This is a genomic window from Pseudoalteromonas sp. 2CM36K, assembly GCF_023161865.1.
Taxonomy (GTDB): domain Bacteria; phylum Pseudomonadota; class Gammaproteobacteria; order Enterobacterales; family Alteromonadaceae; genus Pseudoalteromonas; species Pseudoalteromonas tetraodonis.
In genome coordinates this window covers 62,712-85,578 of the sequence record NZ_JALNTK010000016.1, presented here as the reverse complement: position 1 = coordinate 85,578, position 22,867 = coordinate 62,712, and the positions used below count along the sequence as shown (strand labels likewise).

Here is a 22,867-nt window from a genome sequence, read left to right as displayed (position 1 = left end):
CTCGCCCCATCTGCTTAACTAGATCTCATTAAATAGATGAAACTCACGCAAATAAATCTCTTGGGAATATAAATGACTGAAATACGATCGCAGCTGCGAGAATTTTTACTGCAATGGTTTAGTCTTTATTTTCCTGGGAGTGCGCATTTATGGTACAACATATTAGTACTGTGCTGGGTTGGCTTATTTGCGCTCATATTGCACCTCATCTTAAGGTCAGTTTCAAAACGACTACTTAAAGGCCGCTTTAGTGATAAAGTTGTTCAAACCGATACCCACACGCCTGCCGACTTAGCGCTTAAATTAACACGTAATATTTCCTTTGTTTTACAAGGTGCTGTGGTTGTTATACAAGCTAGGCTCTGGGTTCCAGAAGGAACGGCTTTTTTACATATCATTGAGATGTTTACTGATCAGTGGATCATTTTATTTGCACTGCTCTCGCTGTTCTCTTTGCTTAATATTTTTCAAGCAATATCTGACAGGCAACCCATTGCAGCTCACTTTCCATTACGTGGTTTTTTACAAACAATTAAACTGATCGCCAGCGTATTAACCGGTATTTTAGCGATTTCATTATTAATGAATAAATCCCCGTTAATATTACTCAGTGGTTTAGGTGCGCTATCGGCTGTACTGCTACTGGTGTTTAAAGACGCTATTTTAGGGCTGGTTGCCGGTATTCAGCTTTCAGCAAACAATATGCTTGCGGTTGGTGATTGGTTAGAAATGCCCAAATACGGCGCAGATGGCGATGTGATTGATATAGCCTTGACCACAGTTAAAGTAAGAAATTGGGATAAAACCATTACCACTATCCCAACCTATGCGCTAATTTCTGACTCATTTAAAAATTGGCGCGGTATGTCAGAATCCGGTGGACGGCGCATAAAACGGAGTATCCATATAGAAATGAGCAGTGTGCGCTTTTTAGATGAGCAAGAGATCACCGCGCTGAAAAAAGCAGATTTATTAAGTCACTACCTCGAAATTACCCTACCGGCTATTAACGAGCAAAATACCACGAAAAAAATAGATATGAGCTGTACGTTAAATGGTCGTCGGCTCACTAATGTTGGCACATTTCGTCATTATTTAGTCGCGTTATTAAAACATCACCCACATATTCATCAGGGAATGACACTGATGGTAAGGCAGCTAGAGCCAACTAAAAATGGCTTACCCATTGAAATTTATGCATTTACCAATACAACTAATTGGGGTGAGTATGAAAATATTCAGTCAGATATATTTGACCATATATTAGCGATATTACCCGCCTTTTCGTTGCGTGCCCATGAGGCACCAACAGGGAACGATATTCGTCAACTAATTAAATAGTCACTAAATCCGTTTTAATTGCGCTATTAACCACTGGTGAATATCGCTGTTATTTGAACGTGGATGCCACGCTGCAATCACCTTAAATGGCGGTGGTAATAATTCAACTTCAAGCTGTTTCACTTTGGCGTTTGGCAGTAAACGCGATGGGTAAAAAGCAATTAGGTCAGTACTGCAAAGCAAATCGGGGACAAATGAAAAGCCAGGCACTGACATAACTATATTGCGCGCATAGCCCTTATCAGCAAACCACTGGTCGTGAGAGCCTCTTAAGTTAGCACGTGACGCTGAAACCACTAATTGAGGGTGTGCCGCCACTTCAGCAAGGCTCAACGTCGATGAAGAAAACACCGTGTCTTTGCCCGCAATACAAATATGTTGTTCTTCAAATAATGTGTCATAGATTAAGTTTGTTGGGATAAATTCAGGAAAACTAATTAATAAATCCAGCTCTCCTGCACTTATTAATTGATTAACATTATCAGAGGCAAAGTCACGAATAATCAGCTTTAATCCTGGCGCTTCGCGTCTTGTTATTTCTAATAATTGTGGCAAAAGAGCTGCTATAGCGTAATCAGTCGCACTTATTGTAAATACGCCCTTGTAACTACTTGGGGTAAATTGTTTAGGTATTAATAACGCTTCTACCTGAGTTAATATTTGATTAATGGGCTTCTCTAGTGCGATAGCCTTAGGTGTTGCAACCATTGTATTGCCTTGGCGAATAAAAAGCCGATCGTCAAATAAGTCACGCAATTTTCGCAGCTGCTCGCTAATAGCCTGCTGGGTTAAGCCCATTTTTCGCGCCACATCCGACACATTTTTTAGTTTAAGTAATGCACTCAATATTCGTAATTGTTTTATATCAAGCCGAGATATACCATTCATAATTGTATCTTAAACAAAAAAGCATTGTTTCAAATTGTACCTTTTAATCCCTATGATCACCAGCATTGTAATTGGCGCTAAACAGCATTATTAATTTAAAAGGTATTAAAATGAGTCAACCAAGTAAAAATATCGACAGTCTATTTTCATCAATCAATTTAGGCCCATACACGCTTAAAAACCGTATTGTAATGCCGCCACTTACACGCTCACGCAGCACAGTTCCTGGCAATATCCCCAACGAGGTGATGGCCACATATTATGCACAGCGTGCTAGTGCTGGTTTTATGGTTACCGAAGGCACTCAAATTGAACCAAGAGGACAAGGGTATGCCTGGACACCGGGCATTCATTCTAATCAACAAATAGCTGGTTGGAAAAAAGTAACTGATGCAGTACATGCAGAAGGTGGAATTATTTTTGCCCAGCTTTGGCACGTTGGCCGCGTTTCACATACTAGCTTACAGCCTAATGAAGCCAAACCTATTGCCCCCTCAGCTCTAACAGCTGATAGCGTTAAAGTCTTTATTGAAACAGGACCAGCTCAAGGCGCTTTAGCCAACCCAAGTGAACCACAAGCTTTAACAACCGATGAAGTAAAAGAGCTTGTTGGCATGTATGCACAAGCTGCCCGTAATGCGCTAGAAGCGGGGTTTGATGGCGTAGAACTGCATTGTGCTAATGGGTATTTAGTAAATCAGTTTATTTCTGAGCACACCAATAAACGAGATGATGAATACGGCGGCTCTCTTACTAATCGCCTGCGCTTTTTAAAAGAAATTGTCGCGGCAGTAAGTGACGTAGTAGGCCCTGAGCGCTTAGGGGTTAGATTTGCGCCCTTATTTAGCAGTACTGATGAAACCCGTGTTTATTTAGGATTAGTAGAATCAAACCCGCATCATACCTATATTGAAGCAATTAAAATACTTGAGCAAGCTGGTATTGCCTACCTTTCAATTGCAGAAGCTGATTGGGACAATGCCCCTGATTTACCAGAGCAATTTTATCAAGCAGCCAGAGCTGAATTTTCTGGGCGTATTATTTACGCTGGTAAGTACACTGTTGAAAAAGCGGTGGCGATGTTAGCTAAAGGCTACGGTGATTTATTTGCTTTTGGTCGCCCTTTTATCGCAAACCCTGATTTACCAGCGCGCATAAAAAATCAATGGCCATTAAATGAAGCCGATACAGCCACTATGTATGGCGGGACTGAGCAAGGTTACAGTGACTACCCTTACTACAAAAACGATTAATTAATAGGCCATGGATGGCCTTATTCAATGTTTAAACGCTTTTTACATCGTCTCCCTGCTTGTTAAATTTAATCTGCTCACTATTTTTACATTTACTAAAATGTCATACATTTGGTTAAAAAATGTCGATAAAAACCATTAAAATTAGTTTTAAAGTATTGTTTTTAAATAATTAACAAGTATTAAAGTAGTGATATTTTTATATATCAATACAATAAGCTTTTATTTTTTTAGGCATCGGTCTTTGGAGCATGGGTTGTTAAAGTTAGCAGAAGTTAAATCAACTTCTTTGAGTCTTTTAGCCGTGTGTGGATTATTTTTATTTGTAGTTAAGATCTTACTTTCATCTAGTAAACGCCATAAATTAAAGAAAATACAATCATATGGGTTAATTTTTTCAACAATGTGCTCATTCGTTATACTTTAATATTATTACTATATTCATTTTAATTCTATACCATAGCGAAAGCGTATTTTGTTAACGTCTTACAAAGCGTTAAAGTGCCGCGCTAATTCACAGCTATAAAAGAGGGTACTATGTCGCTTGCTGTATTATTAATGTTGGCATTATTTGTCGGTTTGCTGTTCGCGATTTATCTTTTTTCGCAAAAAAGCAGCTCTTTATCTCGTACCGTTTTATTTGGCTTAGTGCTTGGTAGCACCTTTGGCTTAGCCCTACAGTTTTTATTTGCCCACTCTCCAGAAACCATTAAAGAAATACTCAGCTGGGTAAGCGTGGTGGGTAAAGGCTATGTCGGTTTATTAAAAATGATCATTATGCCATTGGTATTAATTTTTATGATTGCTGCTGTGGTAAAACTCGAAAACCAAGGCTCACTGGGGAAAATCTCCTTTATTAGTATCTCTGTTTTACTCTTTACCACAGCAATTGCAGCGTTAATTGGTATTGCGGTAACGTATGGATTTGACCTCAGTATTGATGGGCTTGTTTCGGGTACTCGTGAAGCCGCTAGAATGGACACACTACAAAGCAAAGCTGCGAATGTAGCCGACTTAAGTGTGCCGCAAATGTTATTGAGCTTTATTCCTGAAAATCCCTTTGCGGATTTAAGTAATCAACGTTCAACCTCTATTATTGCCACGGTTATATTTGGTGTCCTTGTTGGTATAGCTGCACGTAAAGTAATGCTGGAAAAAACAGAACTTGCTAGCCCAATTCGTAACGGTGTAAACGCCCTACAAGCGACAGTAATGAGCTTAGTTCGCATGGTAATTGCACTCACTCCTTATGGTGTTGCGGGCTTAATGGCAAGTGTTGTGGCAAACTCTAGTAGTAACGATATTTTAAATTTACTCGCCTTTATTGTGGCTTCTTACGTGGCTATTTTATTGATGTTTGTTGTGCATGGCTTATTGCTTAGCTTTGTGGGTGTAAATCCAAAGCATTATTTTGAAAAAATCTGGCCAGTACTGACCTTTGCATTTAGCTCACGTAGCTCAGCGGCATCGATTCCTATGAATGTTGACGTGCAAATTAACCAGTTAAAAGTACCACCAGCAATTGCAAACTTATCGGCTTCTTTTGGTGCCACTATTGGTCAAAACGGCTGTGCTGGTATTTATCCTGCGATGCTCGCAATGATGGTTGCGCCAAGTGTGGGGATAGACCCACTTACATTTGAGTTTATTTTACCGTTAATTGGTATTGTCGTTATTAGCTCGTTTGGTATTGCAGGTGTTGGTGGTGGTGCTACCTTCGCAGCGTTGGTTGTATTACCGACCATGGGACTACCTATAGAGGTAGTGGCTTTACTTATTTCTATTGAACCCTTAATAGATATGGCACGCACTGCGCTCAACGTATCAGGCTCTATGACCTCAGGCGTGATCACCAGTAAATTAATGAAAAATCAATAACACAGATTTTAATCTAATAGCCCAGCCTGCGCTGGGCTTTTTTATGTCTGCCACTTTCAAAGCTCTTTAGTGATTTATTTATTTAATCATTTAACTTTAATAAATCATTTTTATAGATTGTATCAATCAGTTTATTTCGCACACGGTTTTTAGCCCCTCTACTATACTATTCGCACTGCTTAGTCATTCAAGCTTGGTAAACAACAACTTGAATGGAGTAAAAGCTCACTAATTTTTAAATTATTAGATTCTATTTTTAATAATAGTAATACGCTTTGTATATAACGAAATTCGTTAACTTTAAGGAAGCTGACAATGAAAAATCGATCATTTACTAAAAAAGCACTTGTTGGATTTATAAGTATGGCACTTATGTCTGGCTCTGCTTTTAGCCAAGAAAAACCACAAATGTCTAAGCCACAAGGTGCTGTTGGCATGGGTGAGGCTAAAATGGGCGCAACCAGAACAAACCAATTTTGGTGGCCAGATCAACTAAACCTATCTCCTCTTCGCGATCATGATCTACGCTCAAACCCTTATGGTGCAGACTTTAATTATGCAGAGGCATTTAACAGTCTAGATTTAGACATAGTAAAAAGTGATATTGACGCCCTACTTACGCAATCTCAAGACTGGTGGCCAGCGGATTTTGGTAACTATGGCCCATTTTTTATTCGTATGACCTGGCACAGCGCAGGCACCTACCGTACGCTTGATGGCCGTGGTGGCGCAGGCGGTGGTCAACAACGTTTTGAACCGCTTAACAGCTGGCCAGACAACGTAAGCCTAGATAAAGCACGCCGTTTACTTTGGCCAATTAAACAAAAATACGGAGAAGCACTTTCATGGTCAGACTTAATCGTATTAGCAGGTAACGTTGCTCTAGAAAACATGGGATTTGAAACCTATGGTTTTGCTGGTGGTCGTACTGACGATTGGGAACCAGACATGGTTTACTGGGGTCCTGAAGTAGAAATGCTTGCCAGCGACCGTGAAGATGCTAGCGGCAAATTAGAACGCCCATTAGGTGCAACTCACATGGGTTTAATTTATGTAAACCCAGAAGGGCCTAAAGGAGTACCTGATCCTATTGGTTCAGCTAAAAATATTCGTGTTGCGTTTTCTCGCATGGCCATGAACGATGAAGAAACCCTAGCACTTATCGCCGGTGGTCATACCTTTGGTAAAATGCATGGTGCGCACAAACCTAAAGACTGTGTAGGTGCAGAGCCCGCAGCAGCAGGCATTGAAGAACAAGGGTTAGGCTGGAAAAACAAATGTGGTAAAGGCCACTCTGAAGATACCGTATCAAGTGGTTTAGAAGGCGCATGGACACAAGCTCCTACTCGCTGGTCATCACTGTACTTGAGCAACCTGCTTAACTTTGAGTGGAAACAAACTCGCAGCCCTGCAGGCGCTATTCAGTGGATCCCAACAGATGAATCATTACATAAGTCAGTACCTGATGCGCACATCAAAGGTAAATTTAACCCACCGGTAATGACCACTGCCGACTTAGCGTTAAAATTTGATCCTGAATACCGCAAAATTGCTGAACGCTTTTTAAACGACCCTAAAGAGTATCAACTGGCCTTTGCTAAAGCATGGTACAAATTGACTCACCGAGATATGGGGCCACCACGTAACTTTTTAGGTAAAGAAGTACCAAAAGAAGACTTAATTTGGCAAGATCCTATTTCAGCAGAGACTCAATCAAACATTGATGCTAGTGCAGTAAAAGAGCTTAAAACCGCTATTTTAGACTCGAACCTAAGTGTACCTGAGTTAGTACGTGTTGCATGGGCATCGGCTGCCAGTTACCGTGATTCAGATATGCGCGGCGGAGCCAACGGTGCACGTATTGCGCTTGCTCCACAAAAGGATTGGGCGGTAAATAATCCGGCCGAAACCGCAAAAGTACTCAAAGTATTAAAAGCAATTCAAGCTGACTTTAACGACAGCTTATTTAGCAAAAGCCATGTATCGCTTGCTGATTTAATTGTGCTTGGTGGTAATACAGCGATTGAAAAAGCAGCCAAAGATGCAGGCTACTCAGTAAACGTGCCGTTTAATGCTGGCCGTGGCGATGCTACGCAAGCGCAAACTGACGTTAATGCATTTAACTTATTAGAGCTGCCAGCCGATGGTTTTAGAAACTACTTTGATGCAGAGAAAAGCTATAAATCGCCAACTGAAATGCTAATAGATAAAGCCGATCAGCTTGACCTAACCGTGCCAGAAATGACTGTATTAATCGGTGGCTTACGTTCGCTTGATGCAAACTACAAAGGCACTGATTACGGCGTATTTACTGACAAGCCTGGCACTCTAAATAACGATTTCTTTGTTAATTTATTAGATATGTCGACGGTATGGAAAAAATCGTCTGATGCTGGCATTTACCAAGGCTTTGACCGTCAATCAGGTGAGCAAAAATACACTGCTACTTCGGTTGATCTGATTTTTGGTTCAAATTCAGAATTGCGTGCAGTTGCCGAAGTATATGCCTTTGATACATCAAAACAAAAGTTTGTAGAAGACTTTGTTAAAGCATGGACTAAAGTAATGAATTTAGACCGTTAATAACCATTAAGTAACACAACCACAGCGCTGCAATTAATTGCAGCGCTTTTTTATTACTAAGCTACTTTAAAGCAAGTACTCGATCACGTAAGTCATCGGCAATCACATTTTCAGACGCAACCGGCTCACCAATCGCTACGCTTACCAACGACCATTTGGGTCTAGGTAGTCGCCATTTAGTTTTTCGACTAAACATACTGCCCCATAATCCATCTAAATGAACTGGGATAACAGGCACAGGCGTGCGCTGAATTATTTTTTCAATACCACGGCGAAACACATCAACTTCGCCATCACCGCTGAGCTTTCCTTCAGGAAAAATACCCACCAGCTCACCACGTTCCAGTGCTTGCGCAATGTCATCAAAAGCTTTATTAAACGCCTTAGGATTTGATTTTTGACTATCAATTGGGATAGCTTTGGCCATTTTAAACAACCAATTAAGTGCCGGTGAATAATAAATAGGTGCAAATACAACAAATCGAATTGGCCTAGGTGACGCCGCTAAAATAAACATCCAATCAACAAAGCTAACATGATTGCTTACCACCACCGCAGCTCCTTCATCGGGAATATTGAGCTCGCCTTTAGTGCGCACACGATACATACAAATCGCTAAAATATAGATGATAAAACGTAAGAAAAACTCCGGTACTTTGGTGTATATGTACAGCGATATGAGTAAATTAAGTCCTGCTAATAACAACAATAATTGTGAAATATCCCAGTGTAATAGCGTTAAAGTAAAAATACTTAAAACGGCGCTGCCAACCATAAACAATGCGTTTAATACATTGTTAGCTGCAATTACTCGTGAACGGCTATCGGGGTGAGTACGCTGCTGAATGAGTGCATACAAAGGTACCGTATAAAACCCTGCGGCAATACCAATTCCTGCCATCCAAACAAAATGCCAGAGCATATCGCCAGTATTAATTACTTGCTCAAGAGTAAGCTGCAACTCATTAACTAAACGATAAGATTCAATGCCAGGTTCTTGACTTAATAAATATAAAAATAAGGTAATTAACAGTGCACCAAAAGGCACAATACCCAACTCAATACGTGAGCGCGATAGCTTTTCACACAATAAAGATCCTAATGCAATACTCAACGAAAACACCACTAAAGCAGCCGTCACCACCAACTCATCGCCTCCCATTACATGTTTTACGTAGTTAGGGAGCGCCGTTAGTATCACCGCACCAATAAGCCAAAACCAGCTGATCCCCAATACTGATTTACCCACTGACTCGGTTTGTGCGTTAAGCGCATTAAATACACTTTTGGTCGAGGAAATAGGGTTAAGCGATACCTTTAAATTAGCATCATTCGCAGCACTTTTTGGTATAAAACGACTACTCAAATAACCAATAACCGCCAGGCTCACTATCGCGATACTGATATAAACAGGGCCTGCAGCTTGGGTTATATAATAAGTGCCAAATACGGTGCCTAATAAAATAGCCACAAAGGTGCCAGATTCAACTAACCCATTAGCTTTGGTTAATTCATGAGGAGCGACATGCTGCGGTAAAATTGAGTATTTTAATGGCCCAAAAAAAGTGCTTTGTAAACCCATTAAAAACACAGTACCTAACATTAACCAAACCTGCTCGGTTAAAATAGATACCACGCCCACCAGCATTATTGGAATTTCGCAAAACTTTACGATGCTGATTAGTTTTGATTTTTCCAACTTTTCTGCAATTTGCCCAGCCATGCCTGAAAATAGAAAAAACGGTAAAATAAATAATCCCGCAGCCAGATTAGAATAAAAGGCACCATCAGCTACCGTAGCAGCTTGAAAAATTAAAATAAGTAGGATTGATTGCTTATAAACATTGTCATTTAAAGCTGAGAAAAACTGCGTCACAAACAGAGGTAAAAACCGTTTACTACCCAGTAAAGCTCCTTGAAATTGTTGTTTATTTTCCTTCATTACGGTCTCTTAAAATTAGCTTCAGAACTTAGATTAGCACTATGGAAAAGAAATACGAACCCACTTTTTAAGTACGTGCTCAAACATATATTTAAATAAACAAAATAGCTAACCCAACAAAAATGACTAACTAATGAACAATGCGACTAAATCAATCGTATAAGTTGTTTATGAGTTGTAAATAAAACATCTATGTTCTAAACCTAAAAGGTGACTAAAAAAGGAGCATCTTTATGCCAACTACAAACACAATAGACAAAGACACTAAATTCGCACGTTGTTTAGAGTGCAACAAAGTAAATACATTTGCCGCTTTTCATTGGCTTTCGTTAGCGTTTAAAGATATGGCGCGCGCGCCCATGTTGAGTTTAATTTACGGTTTAATCTTCACGCTTATTCCGGTAGCGATTGTTTACTCTATTGTACTTACCGACAGCCACTTAGCTATTTTACCTGCAACCGTTGCTTTTGCTTTGATCGGTCCGGTATTCGCCGTTGGCTTATACGATGTAGCCTGGGAACTAGAGAAAGGCCATAAACCTACATTAAGCCATTCATTAAAATCAATGTTTCGTAACCCTGTAGGTGAATGGGGTTTTGCGGTATTACTTATGGTAATTATGATTATTTGGATGCGCCTAGCTGCAATTGTACATGCATTGTACCCAAGCCATGTAAACCCCACCTTTGAAGAACTTTCTGCGTTTTTAACTATAGGCAGCATTATCGGTGGGATTTTGCTGGTCAGTGTGTTTTCAATTTCTGCATTTACGCCGCAAATTATGATGGAAAGACGCGTTGATATTATGACCGCAGTCGTTTCTTCAATCCACGCAGTTAAAGAAAACTTTGCAGCCATGGTAGTGTGGTCAATTTGTATATTTGTACTGGTAGCGCTTGGCTTTGCTGCAGGTGCCGCTGGATTTATTATTATTATGCCACTACTTAGTTACGCTAGTTGGCATGGATACATTGCTGTTATTAAAACAAAAACACCACGTGGTTATGAATAACATTTACCTGTAGTTTTATCACTTAATTAAATGCTTTTTGGCATTTAATTAAGTGTTGCCTCTTCTCCCTCAGTTTATAAAATCCGTAAAAACCTTGATCTCAATAAGGTGCAAAGCTTAAAAATAGCGCTAATATAAGCTGATACACTACAGATAATATAAAGGAATAAACATGAGTCAAAACGTTAAAGACTTAATGACACCGAACCCATTTTCAGTGAACGTAAAAAGCACTTTGCATGACGCACATAATTTAATGAAAGAAAAAAACGTTCGCCATATTCCTGTTATTGACGAAGACGGCGCATTTGTCGGTATGCTCACACAAAAAATAATGGTCGCCAAAGTCATGGGTATCATGGCAACATTTGGTGCTAATGCATTACAACGCAAAGAAAAACTCACAAAAGTAGAAGATATTATGGTGAGTGATTTTATAAGTGTAACCCCAGAGCAGCCGCTATCAGATGTGGTTAAGTTTTTTGTAGATAATCGCCACGGTTGCATGCCCGTTGTTAGCGAGCAAGGCCAGCTAGTAGGTATTTTAACGTCTTCTGATTTTGTACGTTTAGCTGCAGCACTGCTCTCGTAAATACTCTTCTTTAATGAAACTGTATTTAGCTTTGCCAAATACAGTTTTTACTCACTTAACAGATATAAAAATTAACAGCATAGATAGCTAAGTCACTAACAGCCTGTTATGGTAAACACCCTGCTTTTAATGGTTATTACAAGGTAAGTTTTCATATGGCTAATCAATTAAATGTACTAGGAACTCGCTTACAACTTTGCTGTGGCAACGGTGGCTATACCCGTGAGGGATTTTGCTATGTACCAGATTCAGACTTTGGCAATCACAGTGTATGCGCCATTATGACCGACGAATTTTTGCAGTTTTCTAAGGCGCAAGGTAACGATTTAATTAGCCCTAATCCTTTGTATGATTTTGCGGGCTTAAAAGCTGGCGATAAGTGGTGCTTATGCGCGATTCGTTGGTATCATGCCATTGCTGCTAATGTTGCTCCTCCTGTTGTACTTGAAGCAACAAACCAAAAAGCGCTAGATATTATTCCCCTTGAAGTATTAAAAGCACATCAATATACCGGGTAATGATTTGAGCGCTCAGCTTGCAATATTAAAGTATTATAACCACCCTTTATGTTTAAAAAATAAATAAGGGGCAAAGCCCGACAGCAACATAATGCCAATTGCAAATGGATAACCCCATTCCCATTGTAGCTCAGGCATTATATTAAAATTCATACCATACACACTAGCCACTACTGTAGGCGGTAAGAAAACCACTGAGGCAATAGAAAAGGTTTTAATAATTTGATTTTGTTCAATATTAATAAAGCCTTGTGTTGAATCCATCAAAAAGTTCACCTTGTCGAACAAAAAGGTACAGTGCGACATTAAAGTTTCTATATCGAGTACAATTTCTCGAAGAGATTCGCGCTCGTCATTTTGCGCGCCTATACGGCGTATTAAAAACGAAATATTGCGTCGCGTATCCATTAAACATAAACGCACCTTACCATTAGCATCTTCTAAGCGAGCTATGCGACCAACCGCCTCTTCTAAGTCTGAGTTATCTTCTTCAAGTACATATGCGCTAAGCTTCTCTAATTGATGATGCATGTCTTCGAGCATATCCGCGTGGTTTTCAACTTTTTGATCAAATAAAGTAATTAATAATTGTTTTGCTGTATCGCATGCCACCTGACCTTTGCGCGCTCTTAAGCGCAGTAGTCTAAAATCAGCCAATTCCTCATCACGAATAGTAAGTAAGCAATTGTTTTGCAACAAACAAGCTACCGTTACAGTATTAAATCGCCCTTCATTAGGTGACATAAACAATGCATGCACATGTAAACCTTCATTATCGATAAAGCACCTAGACGACGTTTCAATCTCTTCTACATCTACCGAATCTGGAAAAGTTATATTGAGCGTTTTTGCAAGCGCATTTTGCTCCTGCGGTGTTGGATTAATAGTATCAATCCAATGTGCATTCTTTATGGATACTTCAACAGGGGTACCAGGTAAAGGCGCTAACTCTTTGATCACTCCTTGCTCGATGGAAAAAAACCTCAACATACACTTCTCCTTTAATGAATCTTTGGGTTGAGTATATGTAACAGGACATTAATCAACAATGATAATACCTTCATTATAACCACTATAAAGGGCACGCTATTCGATAACACTTTAAAGTATTGCTGTTTTGCAGAATTTACAAAAAAGTGCATATTTTTCATATCCGTTAAGCTAAACACTCCTTAAAACTTTATTAAATAAAAATTAAATCAATACATTTCAATTAGTTAAGTAAAAAGTTTAATCGGCATGCCCATTGCTTCGATAAATACAAGAGGTGTTCGTTATCGCAATTTAAATACTCACTAGAGTAAAGCGAGCACTATTTTTGAAATAGTAGGAGGAATCATGAGTAACAGTAATAATGCAAATAAAGTCGCTGAATTTACCGCTCCCGGTGTAAAAAACGAATCAGCAAATAAAGCAATATCTGTACTAGAAAATCGCATGGTAGCGCTAATTGATTTACAGCTAACTTTAAAACATATTCATTGGAATGTAGTAGGTCCAAACTTTATTGGCGTACATGAAATGCTAGACCCACAAGTAGAAACCGTCCGTGAAATGACTGACACCATAGCAGAACGTATTGCCACTTTAGGCGGCGTCCCAGTTGGCACACCAAAATCGATTGTTGAGCGTCGTACATGGGAAGATTACGCCATAGGTAAAGGCTTAGTAACTGAACACTTAGCCGCATTAGACAAAGTATATAACGGCGTTAACAGTGATCACCGTAAAGCCATAGAATCACTTGCTGAGCTTGATCCGGTATCTGAAGATATGATCATTGCGCAACTTGCAGAGCTTGAGCAATATCAGTGGTTTGTTCGCGCCCACATAGAATCATCAACTGGTCAATTGAATAGCTAATTTTTAAAGCAGTCATTTTTACTTACAAAGCCCAGTAACTTGCTGGGCTTTTTTGTTTTTAAACTACATTCCTCTTATTAATACACTAGCCCCCCCCTATTTAGCGCATCTAACACATTTAGTTACTATACTTATTATTAAAGAGAACTTACTATCTACTCCTAATTATTAGCAGGGAATTTGAAGTGTTGTCGCGTCTATATAGCTTTATGCCAGGTTTACACAGCTTATTTAATTATCAACGTCAATGGTTTGCTGATGATGTGAGGGCGGCATTATCGGTTGCAGCTGTTGCTTTACCTGTTGCTATAGCTTATGCGCAACTTACAGGCGTTAATGCTGCAGTTGGCCTGTATTCTTGCGTATTACCTATGATGCTTTATGCACTTTTTGGTACCTCTAAACAGCTTATTATTGGCCCTGATGCCGCAACATGTGCGGTTATTGCTGCAGTTGTTACTCCACTTGCTGCAGGCGATAGCTTTAAACATTGGCAATTAGTGATCACCATGACCGCAATGACCGGTTTTTGGTGCTTTATTGCCAGCCGCTTTAAGCTAGGTGTATTAGCCGACTTTTTATCTAAACCAATTTTAATGGGGTTACTAAACGGTGTGGCTATTACCATTATTGTTGGTCAGTTTTCTAAAGTATTTGGCTTTACCTTTGATGAGCGCTATTTGCTTGAGCGTTTAGGTGGCGTTCCTACGTATTTATCGCAAACTCATATTCCCACCTTATTAATGGCTTTATTTACCCTCGGCGTTTACTTTGTGTTAAAGCGCTTAAAACCTACATGGCCAGCCTCTATGTTTGCCATTGCACTAGGTGCGGTATTCGTTTGGTTTTTTAATTTAGAGCAATTTGAAATAAAAACCATAGGCACAGTAACTGGTGGTTTGCCCGTGTTTAACACCCCAGTATTTGACGTGGGTATTATTCGAGAACTTGTTGTACCGGCACTCAACTTAGCCATAGTTAGCTTTGTCAGCATGATGCTAACAGCGCGAAGCTTTGCAGCAAAGAATGGCTACGACATCGATGCCGATAAAGAATTTAGAGCCTTGGGCATCGCTAATTTAGCGTCAGCATTATCACAAGGCTTTGCCGTTAGTGGTGCCGACTCACGCACAGCCGTAAACGACGACTCTGGCGGAAAAACCCAATTAGTTTCGATTATAGCTGCCGCTATTATTGGTGTTATCGCTCTTTTTTTAACGGCGCCGCTTGAGTTTATTCCCAGTGCTTCACTCGGGATTGTATTAATAATTGCCTCTGTTCACCTGCTTGATTTAAAGGCAGTCTGGCAATTAAAATTTAAAGATAAGCAGGCATTTTACTTAGCCTCAGCCACACTTTTTGCTGTGCTGTTTATTGGTGTTATACCAGGAATTACCCTTGCTGTATTACTAGGGTTATTTCAATTTATTCGAACTGTTATGCGCCCATCAGACACCATTTTAGGTGTGGATATAAAAGGCGTAGTAAGAAGCTTAGACGAAACAGATAAAGCCAAAGCAGTACAAGGGGTTTTTATATATCGTTTTAATTCTCCTTTAACCTATTTTAATGCCAGTTATTTTAAACGCCGCTTGTTAGAGCAATATGCAAGACAAAAAGACGACACGCAATGTGTCATTATTGATGCTGTGCCCTGCTTCACTCATCTTGATTTAAGCGTTATGGCCATGCTCGCAGACCTAGATGTGATATTTAAAAAACGAGGTATTCGATTAGAGCTAGCGGGAAGAAAACGCCAGCTACTTTCTTGGTTTAAAACCGCTGGTATCGCCTCAGGTAAAGACGGTATTTATATTCATTCAGACTTATACATTGCCTTACAAAAAAACAGCGTCAGCCAGCATGTCGACGAGGTTACGATGTTTCAATCGCAAAACTTCGAAGAGATAAATGCAGGTAATAATTAGGGTTATTATTTTTCCTCAACGACACTAGATGAGTCATTTATTGTGAATGACTCTTCGATAAAAACAATAAAGTGTTCAAGCATTTTAATAAATCAACACTTAATAATAAGCGTAGCCTTATTACCTTTTCTTGCTACATACTAAACCTTAAAAATACAAACAATAGCCAGATGCAAATATCATACAGCGCAGTAAATACATAGTTTAGTTATAAATAAACATCAACAAAAAAGCCGTTATTAGAAAATAACAACTCTCGTTTAAGAACGAGTGGTGTTTTTTCGTTTATATCTAACCGGATATTTTTGTGTCTTTGCCAGCACCGCTCGCGGATAAGCTTTTCGCTTTCTTTTCTCCGGTAATATTAGCCGTTTACCGTTTTCACGTAGTTCTTTTAGCTTTTTAGGGATTGTCCCTGGGCTTCGACCTGAACACCATAAAAACTCGTCTTGTATGAGATATAATGCGTTAATAAAACTGATGCGTAATGGCTCAACTTTATGGGCTTTAGCCATCTCTGCCATTTCAAGTCTCACGATATTATATGATGTCAGAATACCCAAGAGCTCTTGATAAATACCTTTCTATTTCAAGCTCCGTAATGCTGGTTTATTTGATAGCTGATACTGCTTGAGCTCACCATAGCCTCGCTCTATTTCCCCTTTAGGTGTCGGAATTTGAATTTCACTTTGGGTAATGGGGCCAAACGCTGCATCGGATATTAAATGCGTTCTTGTCGACATCAAGGTCACAGCAAGTACTGAGGGGAAGTTTGTTGTCGATTGAGCATAGCCAAAATGACGGTTGCTCGGTGTATCTTGAGTTTTAAATTGTGTACCGACAGTGCAGATCACTGACAACCCTTGTAAAAACTTACAAGCTGTAATGTTAATACATAGGGCGGTAAAGTAGTTAGAGCGACAAACCAAGAGGTAAATTACAGCATTGATGACGTATTAGGTACTAATTTTACCAACGTTTTAACTGATAAACTTTGGATTTAGCCAAAACCAAACACCAACCTCACGTTTAACCCCCTCCCCCGTCATCACGCCTTGAAAATAAGCAACTGATGAGTAATATCGCGCATGGATGCGCGATAAGGCGAAACTAGGCCATGGATGGCCTATCTTTGCCGTTTACGTTCACATCAATTAATTATTCGTGATGCTCGGGTGCGCTGGGAGGTGACGAATAACCGAAGCGCAGCTTCGCAATATGAAGAAGTGGAGGCATGGATGCCGACAGTAACCCAGCTTCAGGGATGAATTACTTACAGCAGAATCAATTTGAAAATCGCCCCCTCTTTGGCTGCTGTCGCCTGCGCGACAAAACCTTGAATAAGGTTCTAAATTCTATAAGAACGAAACGCACTAACGCTATCGCGTGGCAAAAATCTAAAACACTAATCGTGTTTACGCCCGCGCGCCAGTAAGCTGTGCGCCTACAATAAATAACACATACCGTTGGCTTTTGAGCAAATAAGCATATTTGTGATTTGTTAGGCTTCGCTTTACTTAACCCATCTTTATACAATTAACGTTAATCACCTCACACAAAAAAGCCGTTGCATTGCTGCAACGGCTTTTATAATTTTGATAAATCCCACTCTACAGTGGAACTTACTACCCATTAAAGTTCAAAAGTTAATCGCGGTATGTCTCAATCGGAGGACATGCACATACTAAATTACGGTCGCCGTATACGTCATCTATACGCGTAACCGTTGGCCAGAACTTATCTTTAGCAACTGCTGGTACTGGGAAGGCAGCGTAAAAACGGTCATACGCGCGGTCCCATTCATTACCTAACACATCAGCTTGAGTGTGCGGTGCAAATACCAATGGGTTGTTTTCGATAGACCATTCACCTGAAATGATTTTATCAATTTCACCTTTAATCGATACCATAGCTTCGATAAAGCGGTCAATCTCGCCCTTAGACTCAGACTCAGTTGGCTCAATCATTAATGTGCCCGCTACTGGGAACGACATCGTTGGTGAGTGGAAACCGTAATCTTGTAAGCGCTTAGCAACGTCCATTTCAGTAATGCCTGAGGCTTCTTTTAATGGACGTAGGTCAATAATACATTCGTGGGCAACACGGTTGTTACGGCCACGGTATAAAATTGGGAAGTGCTTGCTAAGCTCATTACTTAGGTAGTTAGCATTTACAATCGCCATTTCTGTCGCTTGTTTTAAGCCCTCAGAGCCCATCATGGCAATGTAAGCCCATGAAATAGGTAAAATAGAGGCAGAGCCATAAGGCGCTGCCGATACTGCGCCGTTACCAGCATTAGTACCTGGTACGTTAATTACGCTGTGGTTTGGCATAAATGGCGCAAGGTGCGATTTAACACCAATTGGACCAACACCTGGGCCACCGCCACCGTGTGGAATACAGAAGGTTTTATGTAAGTTTAAGTGCGATACATCTGAGCCAATAAAGCCTGGGCTAGTAACACCTACTTGCGCGTTCATGTTTGCGCCATCCATGTAAACTTGGCCACCGTGCTGGTGAACAATTTCACATAACTCACGAATCGTTTCTTCGTATACACCGTGTGTAGATGGGTACGTTACCATGGCACATGATAGGTTTTCGGACACCTCAGCAGCTTTGGTTTTTAAGTCTTCCATGTCGATGTTGCCGTGTTTATCACAGTTAACAACTACAATTTTCATGCTGGCCATTTGTGCCGACGCTGGGTTAGTACCGTGCGCAGAGCTTGGAATTAAACATACGTTACGGTGCGCATCCCCTCGTGACTCGTGGTATTTACGAATGGCGATTAGGCCTGCGTATTCACCTTGTGCACCTGAGTTTGGTTGCAATGAAACCGCATCGTAACCGGTAATGTTAACTAGCCAATCGTGTAGCTCGTTAATCATTATTTGGTAACCTTCTGCTTGGTCTAGCGGGCAGAATGGGTGAAGGTTTGCAAATTCAGGCCAGGTAATTGGGATCATTTCAGCGGTCGCGTTGAGTTTCATAGTACATGAACCTAACGAGATCATAGAGTGATTAAGCGCTAAATCTTTGTTTTCAAGACGCTTAATATAACGAAGCATGTCTGTTTCGCTGTGGTAGCTGTTAAAGTTTGGATGCGTTAGGATTTCATCATCACGCACTAGGCTTGCAGGAATAGAGTCACTGCCATTTGCTTCAACATCCGCAGCAATTGCATCTACGCTTAGGCCGTGCCCTTCGCCTAAAATAATATCAAATAACTCGGCAATGTCTGCACGTGTTGTGGTTTCTGATACTGAAATTGAGTACTCACCCGCATGGTTAGCAGCAAAGTTAACACCTTTAGCTACAGCACGCGCAATCACGTCGGCTTTGTTTTCATCAACAACAGTTAATGTATCAAACCAGGTAGTGTGCTTAAGTGCGACGCCTTTTGCTTTTAAGCCAGTTGCTAAAATATCAGCAAAACGGTGAATGCGTTGTGCAATGGTTTTTAAGCCTTGAGGGCCATGGTATACCGCGTAAAACGCCGCCATGTTCGCTAGTAATACTTGCGCAGTACAAATATTTGAGTTTGCTTTGTCGCGGCGAATGTGTTGCTCACGGGTTTGCATTGCCATACGCAGTGCATCGTTACCTAAACGGTCTTTTGATACACCAATAATACGCCCTGGTAATGAACGTTTGTATGCATCACGTGTTGCAAAAAATGCAGCATGTGGACCACCGTAACCCATTGGCACACCAAAACGCTGTGCTGAACCAAGTACGACATCTGCGCCTAATTTACCTGGTGCTTTTAATAGTAGTAAGCTCATGATATCGGCTGCCACACAGGCAATCGCTTTTTTGCTTTGTACGCCAGCAATTAGGTCTGTTATATCAACAATTTCGCCTGATGTTGACGGGTATTGAAATAACGCACCAAAAATGTCGTGGTTCATGGCATCAGCGGCTTTACCTACAATAATTTCAAAACCAAATTGCTCTGCACGGGTGCTCACTACGTCAATGGTTTGCGTGTGTACGTCGTCGGCAATAAAGAACGCATTGGCTTTTTTAGCTTTTGATACACGTTTTGCAAGGCCCATTGCCTCGGCTGCAGCAGTTGATTCGTCAAGCAGTGAAGCACTTGCTAAATCTAGGCCGGTAATGTCTAAGGTCATAGTCTGGAAATTTAATAGCGACTCTAAACGCCCTTGTGCAATCTCTGGCTGATACGGTGTGTACGCTGTGTACCAACCCGGGTTTTCAAGTACGTTACGTAAAATTACGTGCGGTACGTGAGTTGGGTGGTAGCCTTGGCCAATATACGATTTGAAAACTTTATTTTTGCTTGCTACTGATTTTAAGTAGCTTAGTGTTTCAACTTCGGTGCGGCTTTCGCCGATATTAAGACCTTGCTCAAGACGAATACCAGCAGGTACAGTTTGACCGATCAGCTCTTCAACGCTCGATACTTCAAGAGCGCTAAGCATGTCGTTTACTTGCGCTGGGCTTGGCCCAATATGGCGGCGAATAAAATCTTGCTTTTGCTCTAATTGTTCAAGAGATTTGGCGTTTGACATGTGTCCAGATTCCTATGATCCTAAATACTAATGGGTAACTAGTATTGATTAAAATATGTGGTGATTTGGCAACTTACTGAGTATGGTAATAAGCTGTAAAATCATAAAAGCCCCAATGTTTTAAATAGAGGGGCTTTTAACTAATTAACGATTACTCTTCGTCAATAGTGTGTGCGTAGCCTTCTGCGTCGAGCAAGTTATCAACTTCAGATTCGTCAGATGCTTTAATGCGGAATAACCAACCGTCGCCGTAAGCGTCGTTGTTTACTGTTTCAGGCGCATCTTCTAGCTCTTCGTTAATAGCAACAACTTCACCGCTAATTGGTGCGTAAATGTCTGACGCCGCTTTTACTGACTCTGCTACTGCACAGTCTTCGCCTGCATCGACTACGTCACCTACTTCTGGTAATTCAACAAATACCATGTCGCCAAGCAGCTCTTGGGCGTGCTCAGAAATACCAACAGTGTAAGTGCCGTCGCCTTCGTTACGAACCCACTCGTGTGAAGGTGCGTATTTTAACTCGCTAGGGATATTGCTCATTTTTTTCATCCTTTGGTTTAGATTGGGAGAATACCAACAAATAAGGCTAACTTATTTATTGGTATAACCAAATTATTTAGATTATTGATTTACCGTTACGTACAAAGCCCGGTTTAACTACTTTTACGTTAACTAATTTTTTACGCATTTCTACTTGAGCCGTGTCGCCGGTTGAACGTGGTACACGTGCTAATGCAACACTATAGCCCAATGTTGGTGAGAATGTGCCAGATGTAATAACACCTTCGCCACCATCAACAATTACTTTAGAACCACTGCGTAGTACGCCTTTTTCTTCAAGAATAAGACCTACTTGCTTGTGAGTACTTTTTTCTGCACGTTGTTTTACCAATACATCACGACCAATAAAGTCACGATCTTCTGGCTCCCATGCAATAGTCCATGCCATGTTAGCTGCCAGTGGTGATACGCTTTCGTCCATATCTAGGCCGTAAAGGTTCATACCTGCTTCTAAACGTAGTGTGTCGCGCGCGCCTAAGCCCGCAGGCGCTACACCGGCATCAAGCAGTTGCTGCCATAAATCGGCTGCTTGCTCGTTTGGTACTACAATTTCGTAACCGTCTTCGCCAGTATAACCTGTTGTAGCAATAAATAAATCACCGGCTTGAACACCAAAAAATGGCTTCATGCCTTCTACTGCAGCTTGCTGGTCTGCGTTTAATACCTGGGCTGTTTTAGCACGTGCATTAGGGCCTTGAACCGCAATCATGGCGTATTCTGGGCGCTCAGTAACCGTTACAGCAAAATCGCTCGATACCTTAGCTAAATGTGCTAAATCTTTTTCACGGGTCGCTGAGTTAACCACTAAGCGATAAAATGTTTCGCTAAAGTAGTAAATAATTAAGTCGTCGATTACGCCGCCTTGCGCGTTAAGCATGCCAGTGTAAAGCGCTTTACCTGGTACGGTTAACTTAGCAACATCGTTAGCTACTAGCTTGCGTAAAAACGCTTGTGCTTGCTCACCTTGTATATCAACAATGGTCATGTGTGATACGTCGAACATGCCCGCATCGTTACGTACGGCGTTGTGTTCTTCTATTTGTGAACCGTAGTTAATTGGCATTTCCCAGCCATGAAAATCAACCATTTTTGCGCCGGCTTCAAGGTGCTTTGCATGTAATACTGTTTTAGAAGTCATAATATTCCTTCACTTTTAAATTAACCCATGTGTGTGGGCGTGGCCTCAATTAAATGAGGGGGAATAACATGGTAGCCATTATTAAGCCTACCAAATTGTAATCTTTAACTTTTTACCCGTTAGGCTGCTTGAGTGTTGGTAACACTAAAGCCCTGTTGCTGCATATACTGTTGCCACTTATCAAGCGTGGCAGTTTTAGCAATAACAATAAACTGCTGTTCGTTGTTTTGATCTACTGCAGTAACAAACACGTCTCCACTTTGCGCGCCATAACAAAGCTGCGCGTCAGCAAGGCGTAAGCCAGGTGTTAATTTAAACGCATCAACTAAGGTATCAAAGGCGTTACTACCGGTTAAGGTAAAGGTTGCTAAGTCGGTGCGTACCACAAAGTCGATATCGTATCTAAGCTGTTGCTCGTTAATGAGCGCTTGTAATTGCAGGCTAGCATTAACTGGAAGTACAAATCGAAAGGCGGTTTCGCTAAAGTAGTAAACGGCGTAGCTAAAATCAGAATTTAAATCGCCATCCAGTGTGCCTTTAAAGCCAAAGCCACTGGCGGTTAGTTTTGTGAGGTCATGACCTAAAATCGCACTTAAAAATACCGATGCTTCACTGCCGCTAAAATCAATAACAACGTGGCTGTTATTAGCTTGTAAGGCATTAATAACCGCGCTGTTAGCGTTGCTATGGCGGGCAAACATTATCGGGTTAAAAGTCATAACAAATACCTATCTATCTTTAATAGCAAAAGTATATTGCGCAAGGCTTACAACAACAAATTGTAATTACTTATCAATTGATAAATAATACTTATATATATAGCCATATAA

16 protein-coding genes and 1 pseudogene are annotated in these 22,867 nt (G+C 40.7%); 9 read left to right on the top strand and 8 right to left on the bottom strand.

Features of this window, described 5'->3' with window-relative positions; translation table 11 throughout:
* Positions 1–72: 72 nt before the first annotated feature.
* On the top strand, positions 73–1,341 hold the full coding sequence (locus MTN97_RS11365; RefSeq protein ID WP_182739522.1) for a mechanosensitive ion channel family protein: 1,269 nt from the start codon (positions 73–75) through the stop codon (positions 1,339–1,341).
* Between the two features lie 3 nt (positions 1,342–1,344).
* Here MTN97_RS11365 and MTN97_RS11360 read toward each other — a convergent pair whose 3' ends face one another.
* The gene (locus tag MTN97_RS11360; RefSeq protein WP_033102881.1) at positions 1,345–2,229 is read right to left on the bottom strand and encodes a LysR family transcriptional regulator; all 885 of its coding nucleotides are present in this window, start codon (positions 2,227–2,229) and stop codon (positions 1,345–1,347) included.
* Positions 2,230–2,339: 110 nt separating this feature from the next.
* Between MTN97_RS11360 and MTN97_RS11355 the strand changes: the two genes are divergently transcribed.
* From MTN97_RS11355 to katG, 3 genes are all read left to right on the top strand, one after another.
* Positions 2,340–3,482, top strand: a complete 1,143-nt coding sequence (locus MTN97_RS11355; protein WP_190276261.1) for an alkene reductase — start codon at positions 2,340–2,342, stop codon at positions 3,480–3,482.
* A 537-nt stretch (positions 3,483–4,019) separates the two neighbouring features.
* Complete coding sequence (locus MTN97_RS11350; RefSeq protein ID WP_069440127.1) at positions 4,020–5,360, top strand: L-cystine transporter; 1,341 nt, start codon at positions 4,020–4,022, stop codon at positions 5,358–5,360.
* Between the two features lie 315 nt (positions 5,361–5,675).
* Positions 5,676–7,943: a catalase/peroxidase HPI gene (gene katG / locus MTN97_RS11345; protein ID WP_248474424.1), complete on the top strand. Its 2,268-nt coding sequence runs from the start codon at positions 5,676–5,678 to the stop codon at positions 7,941–7,943.
* Positions 7,944–8,004: 61 nt separating this feature from the next.
* On the opposite strand, the gene MTN97_RS11340 is transcribed toward katG, so the two are convergent.
* The gene (locus MTN97_RS11340) at positions 8,005–9,885 is read right to left on the bottom strand and encodes an MFS transporter (protein ID WP_248474423.1); all 1,881 of its coding nucleotides are present in this window, start codon (positions 9,883–9,885) and stop codon (positions 8,005–8,007) included.
* A 233-nt stretch (positions 9,886–10,118) separates the two neighbouring features.
* On the opposite strand from MTN97_RS11340, the gene MTN97_RS11335 reads away from it, so the two are divergent.
* From MTN97_RS11335 to MTN97_RS11325, 3 genes are all read left to right on the top strand, one after another.
* Positions 10,119–10,898, top strand: a complete 780-nt coding sequence (locus MTN97_RS11335; protein ID WP_069440124.1) for a DUF2189 domain-containing protein — start codon at positions 10,119–10,121, stop codon at positions 10,896–10,898.
* A gap of 172 nt (positions 10,899–11,070) precedes the next feature.
* Positions 11,071–11,490, top strand: coding sequence for an HPP family protein (locus tag MTN97_RS11330; RefSeq protein WP_036981396.1), 420 nt, complete (start codon positions 11,071–11,073; stop codon positions 11,488–11,490).
* Between the two features lie 155 nt (positions 11,491–11,645).
* On the top strand, positions 11,646–12,008 hold the full coding sequence (locus MTN97_RS11325) for a DUF2237 family protein (RefSeq protein ID WP_016900500.1): 363 nt from the start codon (positions 11,646–11,648) through the stop codon (positions 12,006–12,008).
* A 33-nt stretch (positions 12,009–12,041) separates the two neighbouring features.
* Here MTN97_RS11325 and corA read toward each other — a convergent pair whose 3' ends face one another.
* On the bottom strand, positions 12,042–12,998 hold the full coding sequence (gene corA, locus MTN97_RS11320) for a magnesium/cobalt transporter CorA (protein ID WP_248474422.1): 957 nt from the start codon (positions 12,996–12,998) through the stop codon (positions 12,042–12,044).
* Positions 12,999–13,346: 348 nt separating this feature from the next.
* On the opposite strand from corA, the gene dps reads away from it, so the two are divergent.
* Both dps and MTN97_RS11310 read left to right on the top strand, forming a co-directional pair.
* Positions 13,347–13,871 carry a DNA starvation/stationary phase protection protein Dps gene (gene dps / locus MTN97_RS11315; RefSeq protein ID WP_036981392.1) on the top strand — a complete coding sequence of 175 codons (525 nt, stop codon included), beginning with the start codon at positions 13,347–13,349 and terminating at the stop codon, positions 13,869–13,871.
* A gap of 185 nt (positions 13,872–14,056) precedes the next feature.
* Positions 14,057–15,799 (top strand): SulP family inorganic anion transporter, encoded by a 1,743-nt coding sequence (locus MTN97_RS11310; protein WP_248474421.1) that lies wholly within the window; start codon positions 14,057–14,059, stop codon positions 15,797–15,799.
* 260 nt (positions 15,800–16,059) lie between these two features.
* On the opposite strand, the pseudogene MTN97_RS11305 reads toward MTN97_RS11310, so the two are convergent.
* The 5 genes and pseudogenes from MTN97_RS11305 to MTN97_RS11285 all read right to left on the bottom strand — a co-directional run.
* Positions 16,060–16,455, bottom strand: a pseudogene (locus MTN97_RS11305) (IS4 family transposase); the annotation flags it as partial.
* A gap of 990 nt (positions 16,456–17,445) precedes the next feature.
* Entirely contained in the window at positions 17,446–20,337 is a 2,892-nt protein-coding gene (gene gcvP, locus MTN97_RS11300; RefSeq protein WP_214552586.1) for an aminomethyl-transferring glycine dehydrogenase, read from the bottom strand.
* Between the two features lie 151 nt (positions 20,338–20,488).
* Complete coding sequence (gene gcvH, locus MTN97_RS11295) at positions 20,489–20,878, bottom strand: glycine cleavage system protein GcvH (RefSeq protein WP_069440120.1); 390 nt, start codon at positions 20,876–20,878, stop codon at positions 20,489–20,491.
* 76 nt (positions 20,879–20,954) lie between these two features.
* Positions 20,955–22,037 carry a glycine cleavage system aminomethyltransferase GcvT gene (gene gcvT / locus MTN97_RS11290; protein WP_214552585.1) on the bottom strand — a complete coding sequence of 361 codons (1,083 nt, stop codon included), beginning with the start codon at positions 22,035–22,037 and terminating at the stop codon, positions 20,955–20,957.
* Positions 22,038–22,156: 119 nt separating this feature from the next.
* On the bottom strand, positions 22,157–22,756 hold the full coding sequence (locus tag MTN97_RS11285) for a hypothetical protein (RefSeq protein WP_138626229.1): 600 nt from the start codon (positions 22,754–22,756) through the stop codon (positions 22,157–22,159).
* Between the last annotated feature and the right edge of the window lie 111 nt (positions 22,757–22,867).

What these genes read in the sequence shown, in the direction of transcription:
- MTN97_RS11365 (WP_182739522.1), top strand. Translation starts at nt 73, where the DNA reads ATGACTGAAATACGATCGCAGCTGCGAGAATTTTTACTGCAATGGTTT.
- MTN97_RS11360 (WP_033102881.1), bottom strand. Translation starts at nt 2,229, where the DNA reads ATGAATGGTATATCTCGGCTTGATATAAAACAATTACGAATATTGAGT.
- MTN97_RS11355 (WP_190276261.1), top strand. Translation starts at nt 2,340, where the DNA reads ATGAGTCAACCAAGTAAAAATATCGACAGTCTATTTTCATCAATCAAT.
- MTN97_RS11350 (WP_069440127.1), top strand. Translation starts at nt 4,020, where the DNA reads ATGTCGCTTGCTGTATTATTAATGTTGGCATTATTTGTCGGTTTGCTG.
- katG (WP_248474424.1), top strand. Translation starts at nt 5,676, where the DNA reads ATGAAAAATCGATCATTTACTAAAAAAGCACTTGTTGGATTTATAAGT.
- MTN97_RS11340 (WP_248474423.1), bottom strand. Translation starts at nt 9,885, where the DNA reads ATGAAGGAAAATAAACAACAATTTCAAGGAGCTTTACTGGGTAGTAAA.
- MTN97_RS11335 (WP_069440124.1), top strand. Translation starts at nt 10,119, where the DNA reads ATGCCAACTACAAACACAATAGACAAAGACACTAAATTCGCACGTTGT.
- MTN97_RS11330 (WP_036981396.1), top strand. Translation starts at nt 11,071, where the DNA reads ATGAGTCAAAACGTTAAAGACTTAATGACACCGAACCCATTTTCAGTG.
- MTN97_RS11325 (WP_016900500.1), top strand. Translation starts at nt 11,646, where the DNA reads ATGGCTAATCAATTAAATGTACTAGGAACTCGCTTACAACTTTGCTGT.
- corA (WP_248474422.1), bottom strand. Translation starts at nt 12,998, where the DNA reads ATGTTGAGGTTTTTTTCCATCGAGCAAGGAGTGATCAAAGAGTTAGCG.
- dps (WP_036981392.1), top strand. Translation starts at nt 13,347, where the DNA reads ATGAGTAACAGTAATAATGCAAATAAAGTCGCTGAATTTACCGCTCCC.
- gcvP (WP_214552586.1), bottom strand. Translation starts at nt 20,337, where the DNA reads ATGTCAAACGCCAAATCTCTTGAACAATTAGAGCAAAAGCAAGATTTT.
- gcvH (WP_069440120.1), bottom strand. Translation starts at nt 20,878, where the DNA reads ATGAGCAATATCCCTAGCGAGTTAAAATACGCACCTTCACACGAGTGG.
- gcvT (WP_214552585.1), bottom strand. Translation starts at nt 22,037, where the DNA reads ATGACTTCTAAAACAGTATTACATGCAAAGCACCTTGAAGCCGGCGCA.
- MTN97_RS11285 (WP_138626229.1), bottom strand. Translation starts at nt 22,756, where the DNA reads ATGACTTTTAACCCGATAATGTTTGCCCGCCATAGCAACGCTAACAGC.